This is a genomic window from Rothia nasimurium (assembly GCF_014217215.1).
In the GTDB taxonomy this organism is placed as follows: domain Bacteria; phylum Actinomycetota; class Actinomycetes; order Actinomycetales; family Micrococcaceae; genus Rothia; species Rothia avistercoris.
In genome coordinates, this window is the sequence record NZ_CP056080.1 from 621,064 (window position 1) to 641,983 (window position 20,920).

At 63.7% G+C, this 20,920-nt stretch carries 19 protein-coding genes; 14 read left to right on the forward strand and 5 right to left on the reverse strand.

Going from position 1 to position 20,920, the window contains the following annotated elements:
* The first annotated feature begins 67 nt into the window (after positions 1 to 67).
* From HWU94_RS03000 to HWU94_RS03010, 3 genes are all read left to right on the forward strand, one after another.
* Entirely contained in the window at positions 68 to 1,549 is a 1,482-nt protein-coding gene (locus HWU94_RS03000; protein ID WP_185174252.1) for a glycoside hydrolase family 32 protein, read from the forward strand.
* 164 nt (positions 1,550 to 1,713) lie between these two features.
* The gene (locus tag HWU94_RS03005) at positions 1,714 to 2,280 is read left to right on the forward strand and encodes a PTS glucose transporter subunit IIA (RefSeq protein WP_185174253.1); all 567 of its coding nucleotides are present in this window, start codon (positions 1,714 to 1,716) and stop codon (positions 2,278 to 2,280) included.
* 378 nt (positions 2,281 to 2,658) lie between these two features.
* Positions 2,659 to 3,303 (forward strand): GNAT family N-acetyltransferase, encoded by a 645-nt coding sequence (locus tag HWU94_RS03010; protein ID WP_185174254.1) that lies wholly within the window; start codon positions 2,659 to 2,661, stop codon positions 3,301 to 3,303.
* A gap of 90 nt (positions 3,304 to 3,393) precedes the next feature.
* Here the strand turns inward: HWU94_RS03010 and HWU94_RS03015 are convergent, their stop codons facing one another.
* The 5 genes from HWU94_RS03015 to moaA all read right to left on the reverse strand — a co-directional run bounded on the left by HWU94_RS03015 (position 3,394) and on the right by moaA (position 7,838).
* Positions 3,394 to 4,404, reverse strand: a complete 1,011-nt coding sequence (locus HWU94_RS03015) for a LacI family DNA-binding transcriptional regulator (RefSeq protein WP_185174255.1) — start codon at positions 4,402 to 4,404, stop codon at positions 3,394 to 3,396.
* A 134-nt stretch (positions 4,405 to 4,538) separates the two neighbouring features.
* Positions 4,539 to 5,768, reverse strand: a complete 1,230-nt coding sequence (locus HWU94_RS03020) for a molybdopterin molybdotransferase MoeA (RefSeq protein ID WP_185174256.1) — start codon at positions 5,766 to 5,768, stop codon at positions 4,539 to 4,541.
* Positions 5,769 to 5,779: 11 nt separating this feature from the next.
* Entirely contained in the window at positions 5,780 to 6,394 is a 615-nt protein-coding gene (locus HWU94_RS03025) for a molybdenum cofactor guanylyltransferase (RefSeq protein ID WP_185174257.1), read from the reverse strand.
* Between the two features lie 12 nt (positions 6,395 to 6,406).
* On the reverse strand, positions 6,407 to 6,688 hold the full coding sequence (locus tag HWU94_RS03030) for a MoaD/ThiS family protein (protein ID WP_185174258.1): 282 nt from the start codon (positions 6,686 to 6,688) through the stop codon (positions 6,407 to 6,409).
* Positions 6,689 to 6,704: 16 nt separating this feature from the next.
* Positions 6,705 to 7,838 (reverse strand): GTP 3',8-cyclase MoaA, encoded by a 1,134-nt coding sequence (moaA, locus tag HWU94_RS03035; RefSeq protein WP_185174259.1) that lies wholly within the window; start codon positions 7,836 to 7,838, stop codon positions 6,705 to 6,707.
* 142 nt (positions 7,839 to 7,980) lie between these two features.
* On the opposite strand from moaA, the gene modA reads away from it, so the two are divergent.
* From modA to narI, 11 genes are all read left to right on the forward strand, one after another.
* On the forward strand, positions 7,981 to 8,772 hold the full coding sequence (gene modA / locus HWU94_RS03040) for a molybdate ABC transporter substrate-binding protein (RefSeq protein ID WP_185174260.1): 792 nt from the start codon (positions 7,981 to 7,983) through the stop codon (positions 8,770 to 8,772).
* A 9-nt stretch (positions 8,773 to 8,781) separates the two neighbouring features.
* Positions 8,782 to 9,648: an ABC transporter permease gene (locus tag HWU94_RS03045; RefSeq protein WP_185174261.1), complete on the forward strand. Its 867-nt coding sequence runs from the start codon at positions 8,782 to 8,784 to the stop codon at positions 9,646 to 9,648.
* Positions 9,645 to 10,997, forward strand: a complete 1,353-nt coding sequence (locus tag HWU94_RS03050) for a molybdopterin molybdotransferase MoeA (protein WP_185174262.1) — start codon at positions 9,645 to 9,647, stop codon at positions 10,995 to 10,997. The genes HWU94_RS03045 and HWU94_RS03050 overlap by 4 nt, the downstream gene beginning before the upstream one ends.
* A gap of 81 nt (positions 10,998 to 11,078) precedes the next feature.
* Positions 11,079 to 11,570 carry a cyclic pyranopterin monophosphate synthase MoaC gene (gene moaC, locus HWU94_RS03055; RefSeq protein WP_185174263.1) on the forward strand — a complete coding sequence of 164 codons (492 nt, stop codon included), beginning with the start codon at positions 11,079 to 11,081 and terminating at the stop codon, positions 11,568 to 11,570.
* Positions 11,567 to 12,070 carry a MogA/MoaB family molybdenum cofactor biosynthesis protein gene (locus HWU94_RS03060; protein ID WP_221625858.1) on the forward strand — a complete coding sequence of 168 codons (504 nt, stop codon included), beginning with the start codon at positions 11,567 to 11,569 and terminating at the stop codon, positions 12,068 to 12,070. The genes moaC and HWU94_RS03060 overlap by 4 nt, the downstream gene beginning before the upstream one ends.
* Entirely contained in the window at positions 12,060 to 12,581 is a 522-nt protein-coding gene (locus tag HWU94_RS03065; protein WP_221625859.1) for a molybdenum cofactor biosynthesis protein MoaE, read from the forward strand. The genes HWU94_RS03060 and HWU94_RS03065 overlap by 11 nt, the downstream gene beginning before the upstream one ends.
* A 64-nt stretch (positions 12,582 to 12,645) precedes the next feature.
* The gene (locus HWU94_RS03070) at positions 12,646 to 13,875 is read left to right on the forward strand and encodes a ThiF family adenylyltransferase (protein WP_185174264.1); all 1,230 of its coding nucleotides are present in this window, start codon (positions 12,646 to 12,648) and stop codon (positions 13,873 to 13,875) included.
* A 110-nt stretch (positions 13,876 to 13,985) separates the two neighbouring features.
* Complete coding sequence (locus tag HWU94_RS03075; RefSeq protein ID WP_185174265.1) at positions 13,986 to 17,708, forward strand: nitrate reductase subunit alpha; 3,723 nt, start codon at positions 13,986 to 13,988, stop codon at positions 17,706 to 17,708.
* The gene (gene narH / locus HWU94_RS03080; protein ID WP_185174266.1) at positions 17,708 to 19,342 is read left to right on the forward strand and encodes a nitrate reductase subunit beta; all 1,635 of its coding nucleotides are present in this window, start codon (positions 17,708 to 17,710) and stop codon (positions 19,340 to 19,342) included. The genes HWU94_RS03075 and narH overlap by 1 nt, the downstream gene beginning before the upstream one ends.
* Before the next feature lie 2 nt (positions 19,343 to 19,344).
* On the forward strand, positions 19,345 to 20,133 hold the full coding sequence (narJ, locus tag HWU94_RS03085) for a nitrate reductase molybdenum cofactor assembly chaperone (RefSeq protein WP_185174267.1): 789 nt from the start codon (positions 19,345 to 19,347) through the stop codon (positions 20,131 to 20,133).
* Positions 20,130 to 20,918, forward strand: a complete 789-nt coding sequence (gene narI / locus HWU94_RS03090; RefSeq protein ID WP_185174268.1) for a respiratory nitrate reductase subunit gamma — start codon at positions 20,130 to 20,132, stop codon at positions 20,916 to 20,918. Before narJ ends, narI begins: the two co-directional genes overlap by 4 nt.
* Positions 20,919 to 20,920: the final 2 nt, after the last annotated feature.

A 20,920-nucleotide genomic window follows, 5' to 3' on the forward strand; every position in this document is an offset into this window, starting at 1 on the left:
GGGGGTAAGCTGGATATGACTAACGATTGACAGACCCCCGCTATCGTACTCACCCAAGGAGCCCCGCGTGACTAAGCCCGGACGTCCGGACGCCGCCGAACTGCTCGCAGCCGCCGAGCAAGCCTATGCCACCTACCACAAGCATGTGCGCACCGACCCCGACTACCCGGCCCTGCACCTGGCATCGCCCGTGGGCCGCCTCAATGACCCCAACGGGCTGATCTATCATGAAGGCACCTACCACGCCTTCTACCAGTACTCCCCGGTGCACCCCACCCGCGCCGTCTTCTGGCGCTACGCCACCAGCGACGACCTCACCCACTGGCAGGACCGCGGCACCGCCATCGCCCCCACCGACTGGTTCGATAAGAACGGCTGCTACTCGGGCTCGGGTTTCGTGGGCGAGGATGGCACCTTTGAGTTCTTCTACACCGGCAATGTCAAGGACGCCGACGGCAACCGGGAGGCCTACCAGGTACTCTTTACCTCACCCGATCAGGGCAAGACCTTCACCAAGCAAGAGGTCTTTATCAACGGCCCCGAAGAGGGCTACACAGCCCACTACCGCGACCCCCATGTGATTGAACGCGAGGGCACCTTCTACGCCGTCATCGGTGCCCAGCGCGAGGACGAAACCGGGGCCGTGGTGCTCTACTCCTCACCTGACCGCCGCACCTGGACCTTCGACGGGGAACTCACCTTCTCAGACCCCGCCCTGGCCAACCTGGGCTACATGTACGAGTGCCCCGGCCTGATTCAGCTGCGCGACGAGGAGACCGGAAAGCTCAAGGACGTGCTGATTTTCAGCCCCCAGGGCATGGAGGCCGACGGGGAGAAGTACAACAACATCTTCCAGACCGGCTACATCGTGGGCACCCTCACCGGCACCCACTTTGAGGTCACCACCCCCTTCACCGAGTTGGACGCCGGTACCGAGTTTTACGCCCCCCAGTGCTTCCACGGAGTAGGGCAGGACGGCTCCCACGCGGTGCTCCAGGGCTGGTTCGGCAATGCCGACCAGGATGACCAGCCCTCCTGGGACAACCACTGGGTGCACATGCAGACCTACCCCCGCCGTCTCACCCTGCGTGCTGGTCGTATCTACCAGAACCCCGTGGAGCAGCTTGATAGCGCCCTGGCGCCCGCCCCTGTTGTGCCCGCAGCTCATGGCGAGATCGCGGAACTGGCAGACGCCCGCGTCTGGCGCCTGTGCGGTGAGGTGGCGGTAGCCGAGCCCGTGCAGATTATCGTTGAGGACGCCGCGGGGCAGGCCCTGGTGCTGACCCTGAGCGAGGACGGCGCCCACCTGGACCGCACCGGCAGCCGCTACACCGTTGGCGGGGCAGAACGCCATCGAACCCTAGAGCACAGCGCTACCCGCACCTTCGACCTGCTGGTCGACGCCTCTGGAACTGAACTCTTCCTCGATGGGGGAGCCGCCGTTTTCTCATCCCGAACCTACTTCACCGGAGCTAAGCGCACCGTCCGCCTGGTAGCAGACGAGGCGGCCGTGCTGAGCCTCGAAGCTGCCCGGCTTGTAGAAGACTAGGGTAAATGGCGCCGGTGCCTTAGCGCACGGGGCGAAAAATTTTCCGTGACCTGGCACCGGCAGGACACAGTAAGACCTGTCTCACAGGTTATCGACGGTGGTAGGCTGGTGGAGACGCCGCACACAGCGGCCCCACCACTCCCAACCACTATGAGGTGACAACCATGGCAGGCTTCTTCAAAAAGCTCTTCGGCGGTAGCGACGACACTGCAGCGCAGACTCCCGCCCCCGCAGCTACTCCCGCGGCAGCACCGTCCGCCGCTGGCGCGTCCGCTCTGACCGCCCACATGAACGGTACCGTTGTCGAGCTTGCCGGCGTGAGCGACCAGATGTTCGCCTCAGGCGCCCTGGGCCCCGGTGCCGCCATTGAGCCGACCGCAGGTGTGGTTGTGGCTCCTGCAGACGGCGAAGTAACCGTCGCCTTCCCCACCGGCCATGCCTTCGGCATCCGTACCGCAGACGGTTTGGAAATCCTGATTCACGTAGGCTTCGATACCGTGGAACTGGACGGCAAGTTCTTCGAACCCAAGGTCAAGAAGGGCGATACCGTCACCCGCGGCCAGGTGCTGGTGGAGTTCGACCTGGAGCAGGTCAAGGCTGCAGGCTACCCCGTAACCACCCCGTTGGTTATCACCAACGCCAAGAGCTCCGTTGCCGACCTGACAGTTGCCAATGCAGGAAGCGACGTAGCAGCCGGTGCTGACTTCATCACCGCAGCTCGCAAGGGCTAAGAAACTTTAGCTTAAATGGCAGGCGCCTACTCCCAGCGCGGGAGTGGGTGCCTGTCTGTTTTTGTCTGCGGTGAAGCCAGGTGGGGATGCTTCCCGGTAGCCTTGGTTTTGTCCCTACTTTGCCTTCCTGCCCGTCCTGCTGATAAGGACGCGCGCGGAGCGGGTTGCTTTGCGCTACACCAGTACGGGGGTGCCCCTACATCTTGGCTCGTGACCCTCTTGCTCCTCGCCTGGAGGCTCGTCGCAATTCACGCCAGCCCCGAGCCAACGAGCTGCGATGCAGGGGCACCCCCTCCGTAGAAGGCGCAAGGAAAACTCTCTCTAGAGCTTTCTTGACCGGGTAATCTTGAAAGGTAACACCGTACCCAGGAGGATTCCATGCCCGAGCAAACCTACGACTTTACCGTGCGTGAAGCGACCGAAGCTGACTACCCCGGCGTGATTGAGGCGCTGACCAATGCCTTTGAGCACGACCCGGTCATGAACAAGGCTATGGGCGGGGACGGCCGCACCGAGACCGTCCGCGGGCTCTTTGAGTTTCAGCTACGCACCACCTACGCCCCGAAGGGCACTATCGATATCGCCGTCACTGCCGATGGTAAGGTGCTGGGTGCTGCCCTCTGGCTCTCGCCGGAAGCCCAGAAAGGTAACCTGCTGGCCGACATTAAGGCCCTGCCCGACTATTACCGGGTGCTGGGGAAGGGGCTGGCCCGTGCCACCGTCACCGAGTTACGCCTGCTGGCGGCCCGCCCAAAATTCGACCACTGGTACCTCTACACTATCGGTGTGCACGAGGACGCCCGCGGGCACGGCATCGGCTCCCACCTGCTGGATTACCGCCGCGAGCGCCTGGGCGAGGTGCCCGCCTACCTGGAGGCTTCTACCTACCGGTCAGCTTCTCTCTATGCCCGCCACGGGTTTGTTGAGCTTTTCCGGTTTAAGGGCGGCAAGCCTGCCCTGGGCATGTTGCACCCGGCTCCGGTGACCCAGGTGTCGCTTCATGACCACCACCGGAATAAGTAATATTCTTTTTCCTTTGGTTCAGGGGCGTTCATGAGTGAGCTCTGTGTCAAAGAATAGAAATCGCGGAGAAGTCGGGCAGGGGACGTTAGCTTATGCCACCGCGTTCTCTGCCCAGAGCAGGGAGCGGGTGCTTGATCCCTCATGAAGGCTCACCGGTAGTGTATCGCTGCCGGTGAGCTCTTTTTCTTCGCCGTTCATGGCGTGCATGAGCTGGGCGACGGCCCGCTGGGCCATTGCGTCGATGGGCTGCACCACGGTGGTTAGCTCGGGCAGGAGAGCCCGGCTGGTTTCGGTGCCGTCAAAGCCGATGACCTGTAGGTCCTGGGGCACCTGCCGGCCGCTAGTGCGGGCATAGCCCAGCACCATGGCGGCGTAGACATCGTTTGAGGCGAAGACAGCATCAACCTGCGGGTGCTCGTCGAGGTAGGTGAAGATGCGCTCGCGTTTGGTGGCCTGCGGGGTGGTGAAGCCCAGTTCGAGGATATGCGGGGTGTAGCCGGCTTCGGTGACCGCTAGCTGGTAGCCGCGCTGGCGGGCGTTGTCGAGGGAGACGGTTGAGGTGATGTGCAGGATATTCGTGGCCTCACCGTCAAGAAGTAGGTGGGTGGCCCGGTAGGCCCCGTCGAAGTTGTCGCAGCTGATGTTGGGGCCGCGGCCGGTGTGCTGGCGGTCGATGGTGATAAGGGGAGCGCCCAGATGGGGAAAGTTGGCAACAACCTGGGAGTGGGCGCCGGTGATAACGCCGTCGACCTGGTTGGCTATGAGCATATCGAGGTAGCGCTGCTCTGATTTGGGGTGGTCGTTGCTGTTGCAGAGAATGGTCTTGTAGCCGATGTCGGCCAGGTGGGATTCGATGCGGTAGGCCATTTCCCCGTAGAAGGGGTTGGCGACGGAGGGGAAGACTAGGCCGATGAGCTGGCTTTTTTGCCCCTGGAGGGAGCGGGCGATGGCGTTGGGCCGGTAGCCGAGTTGCTGCATGGCGTCGAAGACTTTGACGCGGGTGGTTTCGGAGAGGTAGCCCCGGTTGTTGAGCACACGGGAGACCGTGGTGGGGGAGACGCCTGCCAGCGCAGCGACATCGCCGAGTTTTGGTTTGGGCACGCGGGGCTCCGGTCTGTTGAGTTCGGCTCGGGTTGTTCTTAATTATAAGTCCTGTCTAACAGGCGCAGAGAAGTGTTGAGCTGTGTGACGGGGCGTTTTTGCGATGCTTCTTAGAACGGGGTAGCGCGGTGGGGCTAGTGGGGCAGGGGGAGGTAGCTAACAGTACTGCCTGCTACCGCACCAGCCGGCGGGACGAGGGCGAGGGCGTCGGCTGTGGCGAAGGAGGTGAGCATGTGGGATTGGGTTTTGGGCAGGGGAGTGAGAGCTGCCTCGTGGGGCGAGGGGCTGAGGCTGGCAGGTAGCAGGCGCAGGTCGTGTTTGCGGTAGCCGGGTACCTCATGGGTGAGGACGCCGGTGGGCAGCTCGTCTAGGGGGGCTGCGGTGGCGCCGGTGAGCCAGGGATTGAGGTAGGAGTAGAGGGCGGTGTAGGCCGCAAGGGGGTTGCCGGGCAGGCCCAGGACGAGCGGTGCTGCCAGGTTGCTGCTGGCCGGTAGGTGGGCGGCTAGGGCCGGGTGGCCGGGGCGGATGGCTACCGATTCGAAGAGGTAGCTGGCCTGAAGGTCGTGGAGGGCTCGGCGTACCCAGTCGGCGGTGGAGGTTGAGGAGCCGCCGGTGATGAGGAGTAGGTCGGCGCGGGTTGTGGTGAGCCAGTCGGTGAGTTTGGCTTTGCTATCGGGTAGTCGGCAGGTACTGGTGACTGCCGCCCCGAGATCTTCGATGATGGAGGGGAAGGCCAGAGAATAGGCGTCACGCACCTGGCCGGGGCCGGGGAGACCTGCGGTAATAATTTCGTTGCCGGTGTAGGCGATAGCTACGGTGGGGCAGGCGGTTACGGTCAGGGTATCGAGACCGAGGGTGGCAAGGGCGCCGAGATGCCGGGTATTAATGCAGGTGCCCGCAGCAAGTACGCTGCTGCCTGCGGGGAGCTCTTCGCCCGCCCGGCGGATGTCGGCCCCCGGGCTGGGGTAGCCCTGCCCACTAAAAAAGCGGGGATCGGGGCTGAGCGTGTTGCCTTCTCGCAGGCCGTGTTCCTGGCGGATGACAGCTTCAGTACCGGGGGGAAGCAGCCCGCCGGTCAGAATGGGGGTTGCCTGGCCGGGGGCGAGGGGGAGGGTTTTGCGGTGGATGTTCTCCCCGTCGGCAGCTGGCGGGTGGGTCAGTACCTGCCAGGGCGGGGCCCCGGCGGTGGCGTAGCCGTCCATAGCTGAGGAATCGTAGTGGGGAACGGGCAGCAGGGCACGGGCATCACGGGTTAGGGTTCTGCCGACGGCTTCAGCGAGGGGAATCTCTTCTTCGGTAAGGGTAAGGGCCTCCCCTGCCCGGTGCAGGAGCTGCCTGGCCTGGTGCCAGCTGGTGTGGTGCACGGTGGTCCTCCTTAGGGCTGGGGCGGTGCCTGGGTGTAGCCTGCGGAGCGGGCGGCCTCCCAGGTATCAATATCGGCGGTCAGGTCGACAGGTAGCTCTAGCTCTGCAGGTTCAAGGGGGCTGAGAAAGCGGCGGACGGAGGCGTTGGCGGTATCCCCTGCAAAGGCAGGAGCAAGAGCCGCGGCCCGGTAGATGCCCAGCAGGGGTTGGGTGATGCCCTCAGAGACAGCCCAGTAGCCGGTGACCTCATCCGGTGCGGACGCCGCCGCCTGCAAAAGTAGGGGCACAGCGGCCCGGGCTCGGGGCAGGTCGCAGGAAAGCACCAGTATCCAGTGGTGGGAGAGTGCCGAAAAGTCAGGCTGGGTTGTTGCCAGGGTCGCAAGCCCGGCAGAAATACCGGCTGCTGGCCCGCTAAAAGCTGGTTCTTCCCGGGTCTGTAGGACGCCCGCGGGCAGGGGGAGCTCTGCCGGTCCGACGACCACGCGATACTCCGCACCCGTGCAGGCGGCGAGAACTCCGTCGAGCAGGGTGTGCTCACCGTTGGAGAGCAGGGCCTTGGGCACCCCGCCCAGGCGGGAGGAGCGTCCACCCGCTAGAATCAGGGCCGAGTAGCTGGGGGTGTTCACCGGGTTTTCCTCCTAGCCACCGGCAAAGGGCGGAAGTACGTCCAGGCGCTTAGCCTGTGTCAGGAGTGCCGGGGCATCGAGCTGCTCGTCGGTGGCGGCAACCCCGTCGACGAGGAAGGTGCAGCGCGGCAGAATATCGGCCAGGGTCTGGCCCGAGGGAGTGCTACCGGTGAATTCTTCTGCCAGGTAGGTACGAATCCCGGCAAGAGTTGGGGCAGGTAGCTGGGCTGGATCGAGGGTGAGGCTGGGGCGGCCTGCTGCCGCCCGGGCTGCGGCGAAAAAGTTAATCTGCATAGAAAGTCCTTGAATCTTAGCCGCCGATGGCGCTCATTGATCGAGTAGGTTGGGTGAAATCGGGGGTATCGAAGCCGACAGTGTCCTTGCCGTGGGCCTTGGGCTTGGCCCACATGGCTCCGCGCCAGATCTGGGCCAGTTCAGCATCGCTGGCCCCGCCGCGCAGGGCACCCATAAGGTCGGTCTCGGTCAGGGAGAAGAGGCAGGACCGCACCTTGCCGTCGGCGGTAATGCGGGTCCGGGTGCAGGCTGAGCAGAAGGGCTCGGTGACCGAGGCGATAATGCCCACCTGACCTAGGGGGTCTGCTGTACCGGCGTGACCGAGCGGGTAGACGTCCCAGAGCGCTGCGGGTGAGGCCCCGCGCGGACGCCCGTGGGGCAGCAGGTCGTAGTGGTCGGCTAGGCGCTGGCGAATCTGCTCGGCGGTGATGGTGCCTTCGCGCGTCCAGTTGTGGTCGGCGTCCAGGGGCATCTGCTCGATAAAACGGAGCTGGTAGCCCCCTTCCAGCGCCCAGGCAAGGAGCTCGTGGCCCTGGGTGTCGTTGACCCCGGCCATGAGGACAGCATTAATTTTGAGGGGGGTGAGCCCGGCTGCTGCTGCCGCCTCAATTCCTGTGAGCACGGAGGCCAGCTTGTCTCTGCGGGTGAGCTGGGCAAAGGTTTCGGGGCAGATGGTATCGAGGGAGACGTTCACCCGGTTGAGCCCGGCTGCTGCCAGGGCGTCCACTTTTTTCTCAAGCCCTATGCCGTTGGTGGTCAGGGCGATGGGCAGGTGGGGGTGGTCGGCGCGGACGGCTGCGATGATGTCGGTCAGATCGGCTCGTACCAGGGGCTCGCCGCCGGTGAAGCGTACCTCTTCTATCCCTAGATCCTGTACGCCCACCCGTACCAGGCGGACCACCTCATCGAGGGTGAGAAGCTGGCTGCCCGGGAGCCAGTTGAGCCCCTCGGCAGGCATGCAGTAGACGCAGCGCAGGTTGCACTTGTCCATGAGCGAGATGCGCAGGTCTGTGGCGGTTCTACCCCAGCGGTCAGCGAGAGGCCCGCTGGTGGGCGCCCCCTGCCGGGTGGCGGCAGCCAGACCACCGGTGACCACGGGAATCGTAGAACCCAGGGGAACCGGGGGAACGGGGGCGGAGGATTGGGGCATACCCACACTTTCACAAATCTTAATCAGTATTTCAGATGTAATATTTAGCCTATCGAAACCGGGTGAAGAACACCACCTGGCTCTACACTAATCTATAGAAATAAACCAGCCCAGGCTACTGTTACCCGCGCCAGGAGGACTCGTGCGCCGCCCCATCCTAGCTATCCTGCCCCTCGTTCTTGCCCTTGCGGCCTGCGCCCCCGGCTCACCGGCGTCCGCCCCCGAGAGCAGCCAGGGGAGCATCGGTGCGGACGCCCCCGTGCAGGTCTTTGCGGCGGCCTCCCTGGGAGCTGTGGGCGATGAACTCATCGCAGCCTACCGCCAAGAAAACCCGCAGGCCGACATCACCGCCACCTACGCGGGGTCATCCCAGCTAATAACCCAGATGACCGAAGGGGCCACCCCCGACCTGCTGATTACCGCCGATAGCACCACCATGACCCAGGCTATCGACACGGTTGAAGAACTGGCTGGTTCCACCCCTGAAACTATCGCCACCAACGCCCTGGTGCTGGCCACCGCCCCCGGCAACCCCGCCGCCGTCGATAGCGTGGATGACCTGGCTGCAAGCGGCGTAATGACCGCAATCTGCGCCCAGGAAGTACCCTGCGGACGCCTGGCCCACCAGGAGCTCAGCCGCCAGGGAATCACCCCTGTGACCTCCACCGAAGAAGCAAATGTCTCGGCGGTCGCCACCAAGGTGGCTACCGGCCAGGCAGATGCCGGCTTTATCTACTCCACCGACGCCACCGCCCTCTCGGCCACCGAAGATATCACCGTCATCGACCTGCCCGACCTAGAACGCAACGCCTACCCCCTTGCCCTGACCGCCACAGGCCAGGCCAAGGAAAGCGCCCAAGATTTCGCCAACTGGCTCGTCACCTCTGAAAAAGCTGCCCAGATTCTCACTGCCTACGGCTTCGAACCAGCCTAAACTAGGACTATGAGCACACCCGGCCCCGCACCCGCCCCGCCCCGGCCCGGCGGTAGCCCCTTTACGTCCGTACCGGCCCACGCTGTGCTCCCCACCCTGCTCACCCTGGCCCTGATTGCCGGGCCCCTGCTGGCCCTTCTGGTGCGGACTCCCTGGGGGAGCCTACCCCAGCTTCTGACGGAACCGGCTGCCCTGGGTGCGGTGAGGCTCTCGGTGCTCACAGCCCTGACGACTACCCTTATCTCGGCCCTGCTGGGCACCCCCACCGCCCTGGTACTTGCCACGGTACTCGAAAGATCACGGGCCCGCCGCCTGACCTGGCCCCTCTACGGGCTGATTTATACCCCTATCATTTTCTCCCCGGTGGTCTCGGGTCTAGCCCTGCTCTTCTTCTGGGGTAGACGCGGACTGTTCGGATCCTGGCTCGATACCGCCGGTATCTCGGTGGCCTACACCCCGCTGGCTGTGGTGCTGGCTCAAACTTTTGTTGCCCTGCCCTTCTTCGTAGCTACCCTGGTCACCACCCTGCGGGCCCTGCCACCAGAGTATGCCGAAATCGCTCGGCTTGAGGGGGCCAGCCCCGCGGAGGTCACCACCCGGGTGCTGCTCCCGCTGGCCACCCCCGGCCTGCTGACGGCGGCCGTCCTGACCTTCGCCCGTGCCCTGGGCGAATACGGGGCAACCGTTACCTTCGCCGGAAATATCGAGGGCATCACCCGAACCATCCCCCTGGCCATTGAGCTGGCTCTGAGCTCCAACCGCATGGAGGCAGCCCTGGGCGCAGCCCTCATGCTTATTGCCCTCTACCTCAGCCTGCTCGCCGCCGGAGCCCTGGCCCTCTGGCTGGGACGACTGAAAGGAGGCCGCCCCTCATGACGCTGCCTACAGAAACCCCTGCAGAAAGCCTTGCCCACCTGCTTCCCTCCGGCTCCCGCCTTCAGCCGCAGGTCTATGCTTCCTGTGTGCGCGACCTGGTGGCTGCCACCGTTACCCGCACCCCCTATAGCCTGCCCCTGGGGGAGGCTGCCGGGGCTCAGCTCGCTGAACCCCTCTACGCGCTAGCCCCCCAGCCCTCCTTCGCCAACTCCCAGATGGACGGTTACGCCCTCACCAGCGCTGCCGCCCGGGCAGCCCAGCGGGTTTTTCGGGTGGGACAGGACGTTCCTGCTGGGGCCACCGGGGAGGGGCTGCCGGTGAGCGATACCCTGGTTTACCCGGTTATGACGGGGGCTCCGCTGCCGGACGGCTACACCACCGTTATCCCCGTCGAGCGCACCAGCCCTGTGGCCGGAGAGACAGACGCTGCGGGCTTCGTAGCCGAGGGCGGGCAGGTTGAGGTTCCCCCGGCTGCCCCCGGTGCTTTCGTACGGGCTGTGGGTGAGGACGTTGCCGCAGGCCAGCTCCTAGCAGAGGACGGCAGTCGCCTGACCCCGGCCCTCATCGGCGCCCTGTCCGCCCAGGGAATCGCGAGCGTGCCGGTCTACCGACCCCTTCGGGTGCTGGTGGTGACAGGTGGCGACGAGGTCGCTGGGGCGGGCCGGGCGCCTGCTACCGGGCAGATTTTTGACGCCAACGGCCCGGTGCTGGCGGCCCTGCTTCATCAGGACGGCTGCACCACCGACCACCTACCCATCGGGGACTCGGTAGAAGATTTCTGTACGGCCCTGCAAGGTGCCCTAGCCCATCGGGTGCCCGACCTCATCGTGACCAGCGGCGGTATCAGCCACGGTAAATACGAGGTGGTGCGTCTGGGGCTGGCGGCTCTGGCTACTGCTCCTGCCGGTGGGGAGCGGGTGAGGGCTAGCTGGTTTGGCCATATTGCCCAGCAGCCCGGCGGCCCCCAAGGGCTGGCCCTACTCGAGGCCCCCGACGGCAGGGTGCTGCCGGTACTCTGCCTTCCGGGCAACCCGGTGAGCACCCTCATTAGCTACCACCTGCTCCTGCGCCCTGCCCTGGCCCACCTGGCAGCAGAAGATGAGCCGGACGCCTACGGCCAGCTGGTGCTCGATGCCCCCATCGCGGCACCGGCTGGAAAAACCCAGTACCGCCGCGCCCGCCTCACTCGGCAGGCTCGGGCGGATGGGAGCGTCCTCACCCTGCTGACTCCGGACGCCGCAACCGGCTCTCACCTGCTCCTGCAGGCAGCCCGCGCCGATGCCCTGGTGGAACTGGAACCCGGGCGCACCTACCGCGGCGGTGAACCGGTGCGGTATATTGCCCTGTGAGGTGCAGATAGACACCCTTGCCAGCAAATCACGTATAGTAAATACTGATTAATTTTGTGTTGAGAGGCTAAGCCAAGGACCATGACCGCCCCCACCCCCAACGGAAACCTCACCCACGTGCGTGCCGACGGCAGCGCCCACATGGTTGACGTCACCGAAAAGAACGAAACTACCCGCACTGCTATAGCCGAAGGCTACGTCATCACCCGGGCGGACGTCATCGACAAAATCTTCGACGCCGACCTGCCCAAGGGGGACGCCCTGCCCGTTGCCCGCGTCGCCGGCATCATGGCAGCCAAGAAAACCCCCGACATCATCCCGCTCTGCCACCCCCTACCCCTAGGCAAAATCACCATCGACTTCGAACGCCACCCCGACCGCGTCCGCATCGAAGCCCTGGTCAAAACCCGCGGCGTCACCGGCGTAGAAATGGAAGCCCTCAGCGCGGTCTCCGGCGCAGCCCTCACCGTCTACGACATGATCAAGGCCGTCGATAAGCAGGCCACTATCACCGGCCTACGCGTCTTGGAAAAAACCGGCGGAAAATCCGGCGACTGGAAGGTGGAGCAGTGAGCAGCAACTACACCCTGCCCGAGAACCGCACCGGCCTAGTGATCGTGGCCTCGACCCGGGCCGCCCGCGGAATCTACGAAGACAAATCTGGCCCCCTGGCCGTAGCCTGGCTGCGCGACCAAGGCTTCGACACCCCCGACGCGGTCGTCGTAGCGGACGCCGACGTCCCCGCCTACATCGACCGGCTAGTCGCTGCCGGTAACCTACCCACCTTCATCCTGACCAGCGGTGGAACCGGCCTCAACTCAGACGACACAACCGTCGAAGCCGTGCGCCCCCACCTCACCAAAGAAGTCCCCGGCATCATGCACGCCTTCTGGAATCAGGGCCTCAAAAATACCCCCGCCGCCGTCCTCTCCCGCGGAATCGCCGGCGTCATCGGCACCAGCTTCATCATGACCCTGCCCGGCTCCACCGGAGGAGTCAAGGACGGCTGCGCCGTACTCGAACCCCTCGTCACCCACATCTGCCGCCAGCTAGAGGACTACCATGACCACTAACCCCACAAGCCCTCACACCACCGGCCCCTCACCGGCCAACCCCTACGCCGGGCGTCCGCTCGAACCGGTAGATTCCACAGTTGTACACGCCTCCATCACCGAAGAGCCCCTCGAACCCCTCCTCGCTGCCGCCAAGCAGGCAACCATGACCCGCGACATGGGCGCCCTCGTCGTCTTCGACGGCATCGTACGCGACCACGATCACGGCCAGCCGGTAGCCGCCCTAGCCTACTCCGCCCACCCCCAGGCATCCGATTACCTGGAAGAAACCCTGAACTCGGTGGCACACGAAATCCCCGGCGTGCGCCTCTGGGCAGCCCACCGCATCGGCCCCATCCCCATCGGAGAATCAGCCCTCACCGTACTTGCCGCTGCCGCCCACCGCGGCACAGCCTTCACCGCCTGCTCCCTGGCCGCCGACCGCATCAAGGCTGAGGTGCCCATCTGGAAAGAGCAAGAACTCACCGACGGCAGCGTGCAGTGGGTAGGAATCGATACGCCTACCGGCTAAGGCTTTCGAGTCGAAGGTATGAAATGGCAAGTGGGCCCAGCCCTACTCTAGAGAAAGACTTCCTATGACCTCTGAACTAACCTCGCTGGCCTACCAGCTCTACGGGCGGCAGATGATCCTGCCGGAGCTGGGGCAGAAGGGGCAGGAAAAACTGAGCGCGGCAACGGTTGCGGTGCTGGGCGCTGGCGGGCTGGGCTCACCGGCCCTGCTCTACCTGGCAGGGGCCGGTGTTGGGCGCATTATCGTGATCGATGATGACACGGTAGAAACCTCTAACCTGCACCGCCAGGTGGTTCACTCCTACGCCCGGGTCGGGGCTTCCAAGGCAGATTCAGCAGCCCAGACCCTGCGTGAACTTAACCCTCTGGTTGCGGTCGAAACCATCAAGGAACGCCTGACCGACGCCAACGCTGAAAAACTGCTGGCCGGGGTAGATGTGCTGGTGGATGGCTCCGACAACTTCCCCACCCGCTACACAGCCTCCCGCACCGCAGCAGCCCTGGGCATTCCCCACGTCTGGGGCGCAATCCTCGGCTTTGACGCCCAAATGAGCGTCTTTTGGGCAGGGCACGGGCCGGTCTACGAAGACCTCTACCCGGCTGAGCCGGAACCCGGCTCGGTGCCTAACTGTGCCACCGCCGGTGTCATCGGCGCGCTCGCCGGTGTAATCGGCACGGCCATGGCCATGGAAACTATCAAACTGCTGACCGGTATCGGCCAGCCTCTCATAGGTGAAGTGGGCTACTACACCGGCCTGACCGGCCGCTGGGAGTACATCCCCCTGGTCGCATCGTCCACCCGCGCCACTCCTGCATCTGCTTCCGGTGCGGACGCCAGTCATCAGGTATCGGGGGAGGGGCAGGCGGCTGCATCTGCCCGTCCTGCCGAGCCTGCCCGTCCTGTTGAATCAGTGCATCCACCTGCTACTGACTGGGAGCCTGCTACCGCCGAGCCTGACCAGTACGGCATGGAAGTCACCTGGGCCGATATTGCGGGTTCCGCCTATTTTGAAGGGGTGCCCCTGATTGACGTGCGGGAGCCGCACGAGCACCGGGCACTAGCCGTGCCGGGTAGTTTCAACCTGCCGCTTTCCCTGATTCGCCAAGCAGCCAGCGATACCAGTCTGCAACCTGCTATCGATACCGTGCTGCCCAGCCATCGGGGGCGGTACGCCCTCTACTGTGCAGCCGGGGTGCGCTCGCTTGAGGCTCTGAACCTGCTCACCGCCGCCGGTTTTAGTGACCTTTACAGTGTTGAAGGTGGCATTGACGCCTGGCTAAAAACGCAGAGCTAGGGCTTCTGTCTGCCCCGACCCGCTAAATATATGTATGTACGTATGATGCTTAATTAGCGAAAATTTTTATTCGGTATTTATTGCGCAATATTTTGGGTAAACTGGTGCCCATGACACAGCAGGCATCACACACACCTGGGCCCGACGGGCCGCTCACTGACAAGCTCATCAAATTTGGCAAATTCTTCACCAAGTGGGACGAAACCGACGACGGCCGCGCAGCCTTCCTCAAAGGCGGCCGCGCAGGCGACGTTTTCTACCGCAACCGCTGGAGCCATGACAAGGTTGTCCGCTCCACCCACGGCGTCAACTGCACCGGCTCATGCTCCTGGCAGGTCTTCGTCAAAGACGGCGTAATCACCTGGGAAGCCCAGGCCACCGACTATCCCACCGTCGGCCCCGACCGCCCCGAGTACGAACCGCGCGGCTGCCCCCGTGGCGCGGCTTTCTCCTGGTACACCTACTCACCGACCCGCGTGAAGTACCCCTACATCCGCGGTGTACTGCTGGAAATGTACCGCGAAGCCCGCGCCCGTCTGGGAGACCCCGTCGAAGCCTGGGCCTCCATTGTCTCGGACCCCTCCAAGCGCCGTGCCTACACCGCCGCTCGCGGTAAGGGCGGCCTGGTGCGCGGCACCTGGGCAGAAGCCCTAGAAATGGTGGCCGCCGCCCAGATTCACACCATTAGGACCTACGGCCCCGACCGCAACATCGGCTTCTCACCCATTCCGGCTAAGTCCATGGTGTCCCACGCCTCCGGTGCCCGCTACATCGAGCTCATGGGCGGTGTAATGACCAGCTTCTACGACTGGTACGCCGACCTGCCCGTAGCTTCACCCCAGGTCTTTGGCGACCAGACCGATGTACGCGAGTCCGGTGACTGGTGGGACGCCACCTACCTGATGATGTGGGGCTCCAACATTCCGGTGACCCGCACCCCCGATGCCCACTGGATGGCCGAGGTTCGCTACCGTGGCACCAAGGTTGTCTCTGTCTCCCCGGACTACGCCGATAACACCAAGTTCGCCGACGAATGGCTACCCGCCCAGCCCGGCACCGATGCCGCTCTGGCTATGGCCATGGGCCACGTCATTCTCAAAGAGAACTTTGTGGACCAGCGGGTGGAGTTCTTTGAGGACTACACCAGCACCTACACCGACTTCCCCTTCCTGGTCACTCTGGAAACCCGTGAAGACGGTAGCAAGGTGCCCGCCAAGTTCCTGACCGCCGCAGACCTGGCTGCTCACCGCGAGGTTGCCGATGCCGCCTTCAAGACTGCCCTCTTCAACCGCGAAACCGGTGAAGTTGTTGTGCCCAACGGTTCCATGGGCTACCGCTACAACGCTGAGGACGAGGGTAAGTGGAACCTTGACCTACAGGGGGTTAGGCCTGCGCTCTCTATCCTGGATTTGCCCCAGGGTACCCTGACCAGTGCCGCTGAAATCAAGCTCCCCGCTTTCGACGAGCCCTCAGGTCGAGGCAAGGTCGTGACCCGTGGCGTTCCCACCGTTATTGTGGAGGGCCACGAAGTCACCACCGTCTTTGACCTCATGCTGGCCCAGTACGGCGTGGGCCGCCCCTCCCTGCCCGGTCACTGGGCAGAGAGCTTTGAGGACGCGGACACCCAGTACACTCCCGCCTGGCAGGAGGCTATTACCTCCGTACCCGCCGAAGCCGTGATTCGCACCGCCCGCGAGTTCGCCCAGAACTCCATCGACTCGGGTGGCCGCACCATGATTATCATGGGTGCCGGTATCTGCCAGTGGTACCACGGCGACACCACCTACCGCGCGATTCTAGCCCTGCTCATGATGTGCGGTGCCGAGGGCCGTAACGGCGGTGGCTGGGCCCACTACGTGGGACAGGAGAAAGCCCGTCCCATTACCGGGTGGGCACACATGGCTAACGCCCTGGACTGGTACCGCCCGCCCCGTACCCAGGCCGGCACCTCCTTCTGGTACATGCACACCGACCAGTTCCGTCAGGACGGCTACTCCGCCGACTCGCTCCAGTCGCCGCTGGCTAAGGGCGAACTGGCCGGGGTGCACACCGCTGACCTGTTGGCTCGCGCCGTGCGCATGGGCTGGACCCCCTTCTACCCGCAGTTCCCCGAGAACTCCCTGGATCTGGCCGATAAGGGCGCAGAAGCAACGGAGGCCGGTACCGCCGAGTCACCCGCTGACTACGTAGCCCAGCGCCTGAACTCCGGGGACCTGGAGTTCTCCGTTGAGGACGCTGACGCACCGGCTAACTGGCCCCGCACCCTCATGCTCTGGCGTAATAACCTGCTGGGCTCATCGGCTAAGGGTGAGCAGTACTTCCTGCGCCACCTGCTGGGTAATGAGAACGCCAACATCAGCAAGGACGCCGAGAACCGCCCCGATGAGGTACGTTGGCAGGACGATGCACCGGTTGGCAAGCTGGATCTGCTGGTCACCACCGACTTCCGCATGACCTCATCGACCCTGTCATCGGATGTCGTTTTCCCCGCCGCTACCTGGTACGAGAAACACGACATCTCCTCGACCGACATGCACCCCTACATTCACGCCTTCTCACCGGCTATTAACCCGCCCTGGGAAACCAAGACCGACCACCAGATCTTCAAGGAACTGGCCTACGTCTTCTCCAAGCTGGCTAAGAAGCACCTGGGCGTGCGCAAGGACCTGGTCTCTGTGCCCCTCCAGCACGATACCCCCGGCCAGATTGCCCAGCCCGGCGGTCACGCCCCCGACTGGAAGAACCAGAACATCCAGGGTATTCCGGGCAAGAACATGCCGGTCTTTGCCGTGGTGGAACGTGACTACCCGGCCCTCTACGACATGTACACCTCGGTCGGCCCCCTGCTTTCTAAGCTGGGAACAACCACCAAGTTCGTGACCGTCGATGTGAATGACGAGCTGGCAACCCTAGCCCAAGAACACGGTGTCATGGGTAGCGGTAAGGGCGCGGGTCTTCCCGCCCTGGATACCGACGTCAAGCTGGCTGATACTATCTTGGCGCTTTCGGGTACCTCCAACGGCCCGGTTGCTCTCAAGGGCTTCAAGGCCCTGGAGAAGCGGGTGGGCAAAAAGATGCACCACCTGGCCGAGGGCAACGAAGAGAAGCGCATCCGCTTCCGCGACACCCAGGACCGCCCGGTTCCCGTCTTCACCTCACCCGAATGGTCAGGTTCAGAGACAGGTGGCCGCCGCTACGCCCCCTTCACCCTGAACATTGAGCAGCTCAAGCCCTTCCACACCCTGACCGGTCGTATGCACTTCTTCCTAGACCACGACTGGATGAGCGAGATGGGGGAGCAGCTCCCGGTCTACCGCCCGCCGCTGGATATGCACAACCTCTTCGGCGAGCCCGAACTGGGCGAAACCGGCGACCTCTCCGTTGCCGTTCGCTACGTCACCGTCCACAACAAGTGGGCTATCCACTCCTCCTACCACGACAACCTCTACATGCAGACGCTCTCACGCGGCGGCACCCACGCCTGGATGAGCCCGCAGGATGCAGCAAAGATTGGCGTGAAAGACCACGACTGGATTGAGTGCGAAAACACCAACGGTGTCTTTGTGGGACGCGCGGTGGTCTCCCACCGTATGCCCGAGGGTGTTGTCTACGTGCACCACGCCCAGGAGCGCCTGGTGAACGTGCCCAAGGCTGAACGCACCGGCAAGCGCGGGGGTATCCACAACTCGGTCACCCGCATCATGGTCAAACCCACCCACATTATCGGTGGCTATGCCCACCAGGCCTATGCCTTCAACTACCTGGGACCCACCGGTAACCAGCGAGATATTGTTTCCAGAATCCGCCGCCGCAAGCAGGAGGTAACCTACTAATGCGCGTTATGGCCCAAGTATCAATGATTATGGCGCTTGATAAGTGCCTGGGTTGCCACACCTGCTCCGTGACCTGCAAGCAGGCATGGACCAACAGGGCTGGCACCGAGTACGTGTGGTTCAACAACGTTGAAACCCGCCCCGGCCAGGGCTATCCCCGCCGCTACGAAGACCAGGAGAAGTGGAAGGGCGGCTGGGTGCTCAACAAGCGCGGCCGTCTGGAACTCAAGAGCGGTAACCGCTTCAAGAAGCTCTTTACCCTCTTCGCTTCGCCGGTCCAGCCCGAGCTTTCGGACTACTACGAGCCCTGGACCTACGACTACGAGAACCTGACCAGCGCACCGCTGGGTGATGATTTCCCCACCGCCCGCCCCAAGTCGCTGATTACCGGTGAGGATACCTCCATCGAGTGGGGCCCCAACTGGGACGATAACCTGGGCGGTGCCACCGAAAACGGCCACCTGGATCCCCTGGTGGAGAAGGTTCGCCAGCAGTCAGAAGAGAAGATTAAGTTCGAGTTTGAACGTACCTTCATGTTCTACCTGCCCCGCATCTGCGAGCACTGCCTGAACCCCTCCTGCATGGCTTCCTGCCCCTCCGGCGCTATCTACAAGCGCGAAGAGGACGGCATCGTGCTGGTGGATCAGAACCAGTGCCGCGGCTGGCGTCAGTGCATCACCGGCTGCCCCTACAAGAAGATTTACTTCAACCACAAGAGCGGTAAAGCCGAAAAATGTACCTTCTGCTACCCCCGCATCGAGCACGGTATCCCCACCGTCTGCGCCGAAACCTGCGTGGGCCGCATGCGCTACATTGGCATCTTCCTCTACGACGCCGACCGCGTCACCGAAGCTGCCTCTGTACCCGATGAAAAGCAGCTCTACCAGGCCCAGCTCGACATCATGCTCGATCCCTTCGACCCCGAGGTGATTCGCGAGGCAACCAAGCAGGGTATTCCTGACTCCTGGATTACGGCAGCCCAGAAGTCCCCGGTCTACAAGCTGGCCAAGGAATGGAAGATCGCTCTTCCGCTGCACCCCGAATACCGAACCATGCCCATGGTCTGGTACGTCCCGCCGCTCTCACCCATCATTGACCTGCTTCAGGAGCAGGGCCACGATGCCGAGAGCAAGGAAAACCTCTTTGGTGCCATTGACGCCCTGCGTATTCCCGTGGAATACCTAGCCGAGCTCTTCACCGCAGGGGACACCACCATCGTGGTCAACGTCCTCAAGAAGCTGGCCGCCATGCGCGCCTACATGCGTGACATCACCCTCGGTGGTGTCGGCAACGAGGACATCGCCCAGGCTGTTGGTATGACCGGTGCTGAAATGTACGAGATGTACCGCCTCATGGCCATCTCCAAGTACGAGGAACGCTACGTCATTCCTCCGGCCCACCTGGAAGATGCCCACAACCTGGAAGAAATCGGTTGCTCCCTGGACACCGACGGCGGCCCCGGCATGCTCTACGACAGCGCCTTCACCGACCCCGGTGACCGACCTGTTCCCGTATCAGCCGGTAGCTACGCCAACGCCCAGCGCGCCGACGGCAAGGTCGACATCTTCCTCTGGGACGGCAAAACCCGCCCCGACTCCCTCTTCCCCGATACCTCCGGTAGCAAGAAGGTCTAGGCGTGGCTGGTTTTTTCTCCAAGCTCCTCAAACGAACCCCGGCTGAGGTAGAACCCGAGCTACCGGCATCGGGCGACCCCTTCGACATGGACTGGGGGAGCGGCGCCCCCGAGGACGCCGTGATCTACCAGGTCACCTCCGTGCTCATGCGCTACCCCTCCGAAGAGACCCGGGCCCTGCTACCCGAACTCACCCAGCTTGCCGCTGAAACCGGCAACACCGACCTGATAGAAGGTGTTGCCGCCATCAGCCGCTGGTACGAAGAGCACAGCCTTGAAGAAATTCAGGCCGAGTACGTGCAGGAATACGACCTCTCCCGCCGCCACGCCTTCCACCTGTCCTACTGGACCGAAGGCGACACCCGGCGGCGCGGTGAGGCCCTCACCCGATTCAAGCAGATGTACCGGGACTCCGGCATGGTCACCACCCTGCACGGGGAACTACCCGACTACCTGCCCATGGTGCTGGAGTTCACCGCCCTGGTGGACGCCCGCGCCGGCCGCGCTGCCCTGCAGGCCTACCGCCCCTCCCTGGAGCTGCTACGCCTGGCCCTACGGGATGACAACCTGCCCTACTACGAGCTCATCGAAGCGGTCTGCCAGACCCTGCCCGGAGTTTCCCCTGAAACCCAGGCAGACGTGCAGAAACTTGTCACAGCAGGCCCGCCCGCTGAAGCCGTCGGCCTAGCCCTGGCCCCCGGCGACCCCCGCCTGCTACCCCTTTTGCTGCCCCACGAACAGACACCCGGCGCCACCGTCGGCGCCGACCACAAGAACGGAGCCCACCTGTGACCACCACAGTCAACGCCCTCGACTTCTTCCTCTGGGGCATCTTCCCCTACATCACCCTCGCCATCGTCATCGGCGGTACCATCTGGCGCTACAAGACCGACCAGTTCGGCTGGACCACCCGCTCATCGCAGATGTATGAGTCCAAGCTTCTACGCATCGCCTCACCCATGTTCCACTACGGTATCCTGGTTGTGCTCGTAGGCCACATCGTCGGCCTCGTTATCCCCAAATCCTGGACCGACGCCGTTGGCATCTCGGAGCACTTCTACCACCTCAACGCACTGGTACTGGGCTCCATCGCAGCGGTCGCCACCCTCATCGGCCTCTTCGCCATGATCTACCGCCGCCGCACCAGCGCCACCGTCTTCCGGGCCACCACCTGGAACGACAAGATGATGTACGTGGCCCTCACCAGCGCCATCGTCCTCGGCTCGGTCGCCACCCTCTTCAACGCCATGGAAATCGAGGGAGAGCACAACTACCGCGAAACCGTCTCGGTTTGGTTCCGCTCCCTCTTCTACTTCCAACCCAACGTCGAAGCCATGGCCAGCGCCACCACCTCTTTCCACATCCACGTGGTCGTTGCCATGATCCTCTTCTGCCTCTGGCCCTTCACCCGCCTGGTCCATGCCTTCACCGCACCCCTGCACTACATCTTCCGGCCCTACATCGTCTACCGCTCGCGGGGCAAGCGTAACCACGCCCGCGGCTGGTCGCCGGTAGGCACCGCAGACTCCGTGAATAAGGACGCCCGCACGGTCGAGCGCCAGCACCACCACCACTAAGG

Coding starts and splice junctions, on each gene's coding strand:
- HWU94_RS03030 (WP_185174258.1), bottom strand. CDS start 6,688: ATGCAGATTAACTTTTTCGCCGCAGCCCGGGCGGCAGCAGGCCGCCCC.
- HWU94_RS03005 (WP_185174253.1), top strand. CDS start 1,714: ATGGCAGGCTTCTTCAAAAAGCTCTTCGGCGGTAGCGACGACACTGCA.
- HWU94_RS03045 (WP_185174261.1), top strand. CDS start 8,782: ATGAGCACACCCGGCCCCGCACCCGCCCCGCCCCGGCCCGGCGGTAGC.
- HWU94_RS03070 (WP_185174264.1), top strand. CDS start 12,646: ATGACCTCTGAACTAACCTCGCTGGCCTACCAGCTCTACGGGCGGCAG.
- moaA (WP_185174259.1), bottom strand. CDS start 7,838: ATGCCCCAATCCTCCGCCCCCGTTCCCCCGGTTCCCCTGGGTTCTACG.
- narH (WP_185174266.1), top strand. CDS start 17,708: ATGCGCGTTATGGCCCAAGTATCAATGATTATGGCGCTTGATAAGTGC.
- HWU94_RS03075 (WP_185174265.1), top strand. CDS start 13,986: ATGACACAGCAGGCATCACACACACCTGGGCCCGACGGGCCGCTCACT.
- HWU94_RS03010 (WP_185174254.1), top strand. CDS start 2,659: ATGCCCGAGCAAACCTACGACTTTACCGTGCGTGAAGCGACCGAAGCT.
- HWU94_RS03050 (WP_185174262.1), top strand. CDS start 9,645: ATGACGCTGCCTACAGAAACCCCTGCAGAAAGCCTTGCCCACCTGCTT.
- moaC (WP_185174263.1), top strand. CDS start 11,079: ATGACCGCCCCCACCCCCAACGGAAACCTCACCCACGTGCGTGCCGAC.
- HWU94_RS03065 (WP_221625859.1), top strand. CDS start 12,060: ATGACCACTAACCCCACAAGCCCTCACACCACCGGCCCCTCACCGGCC.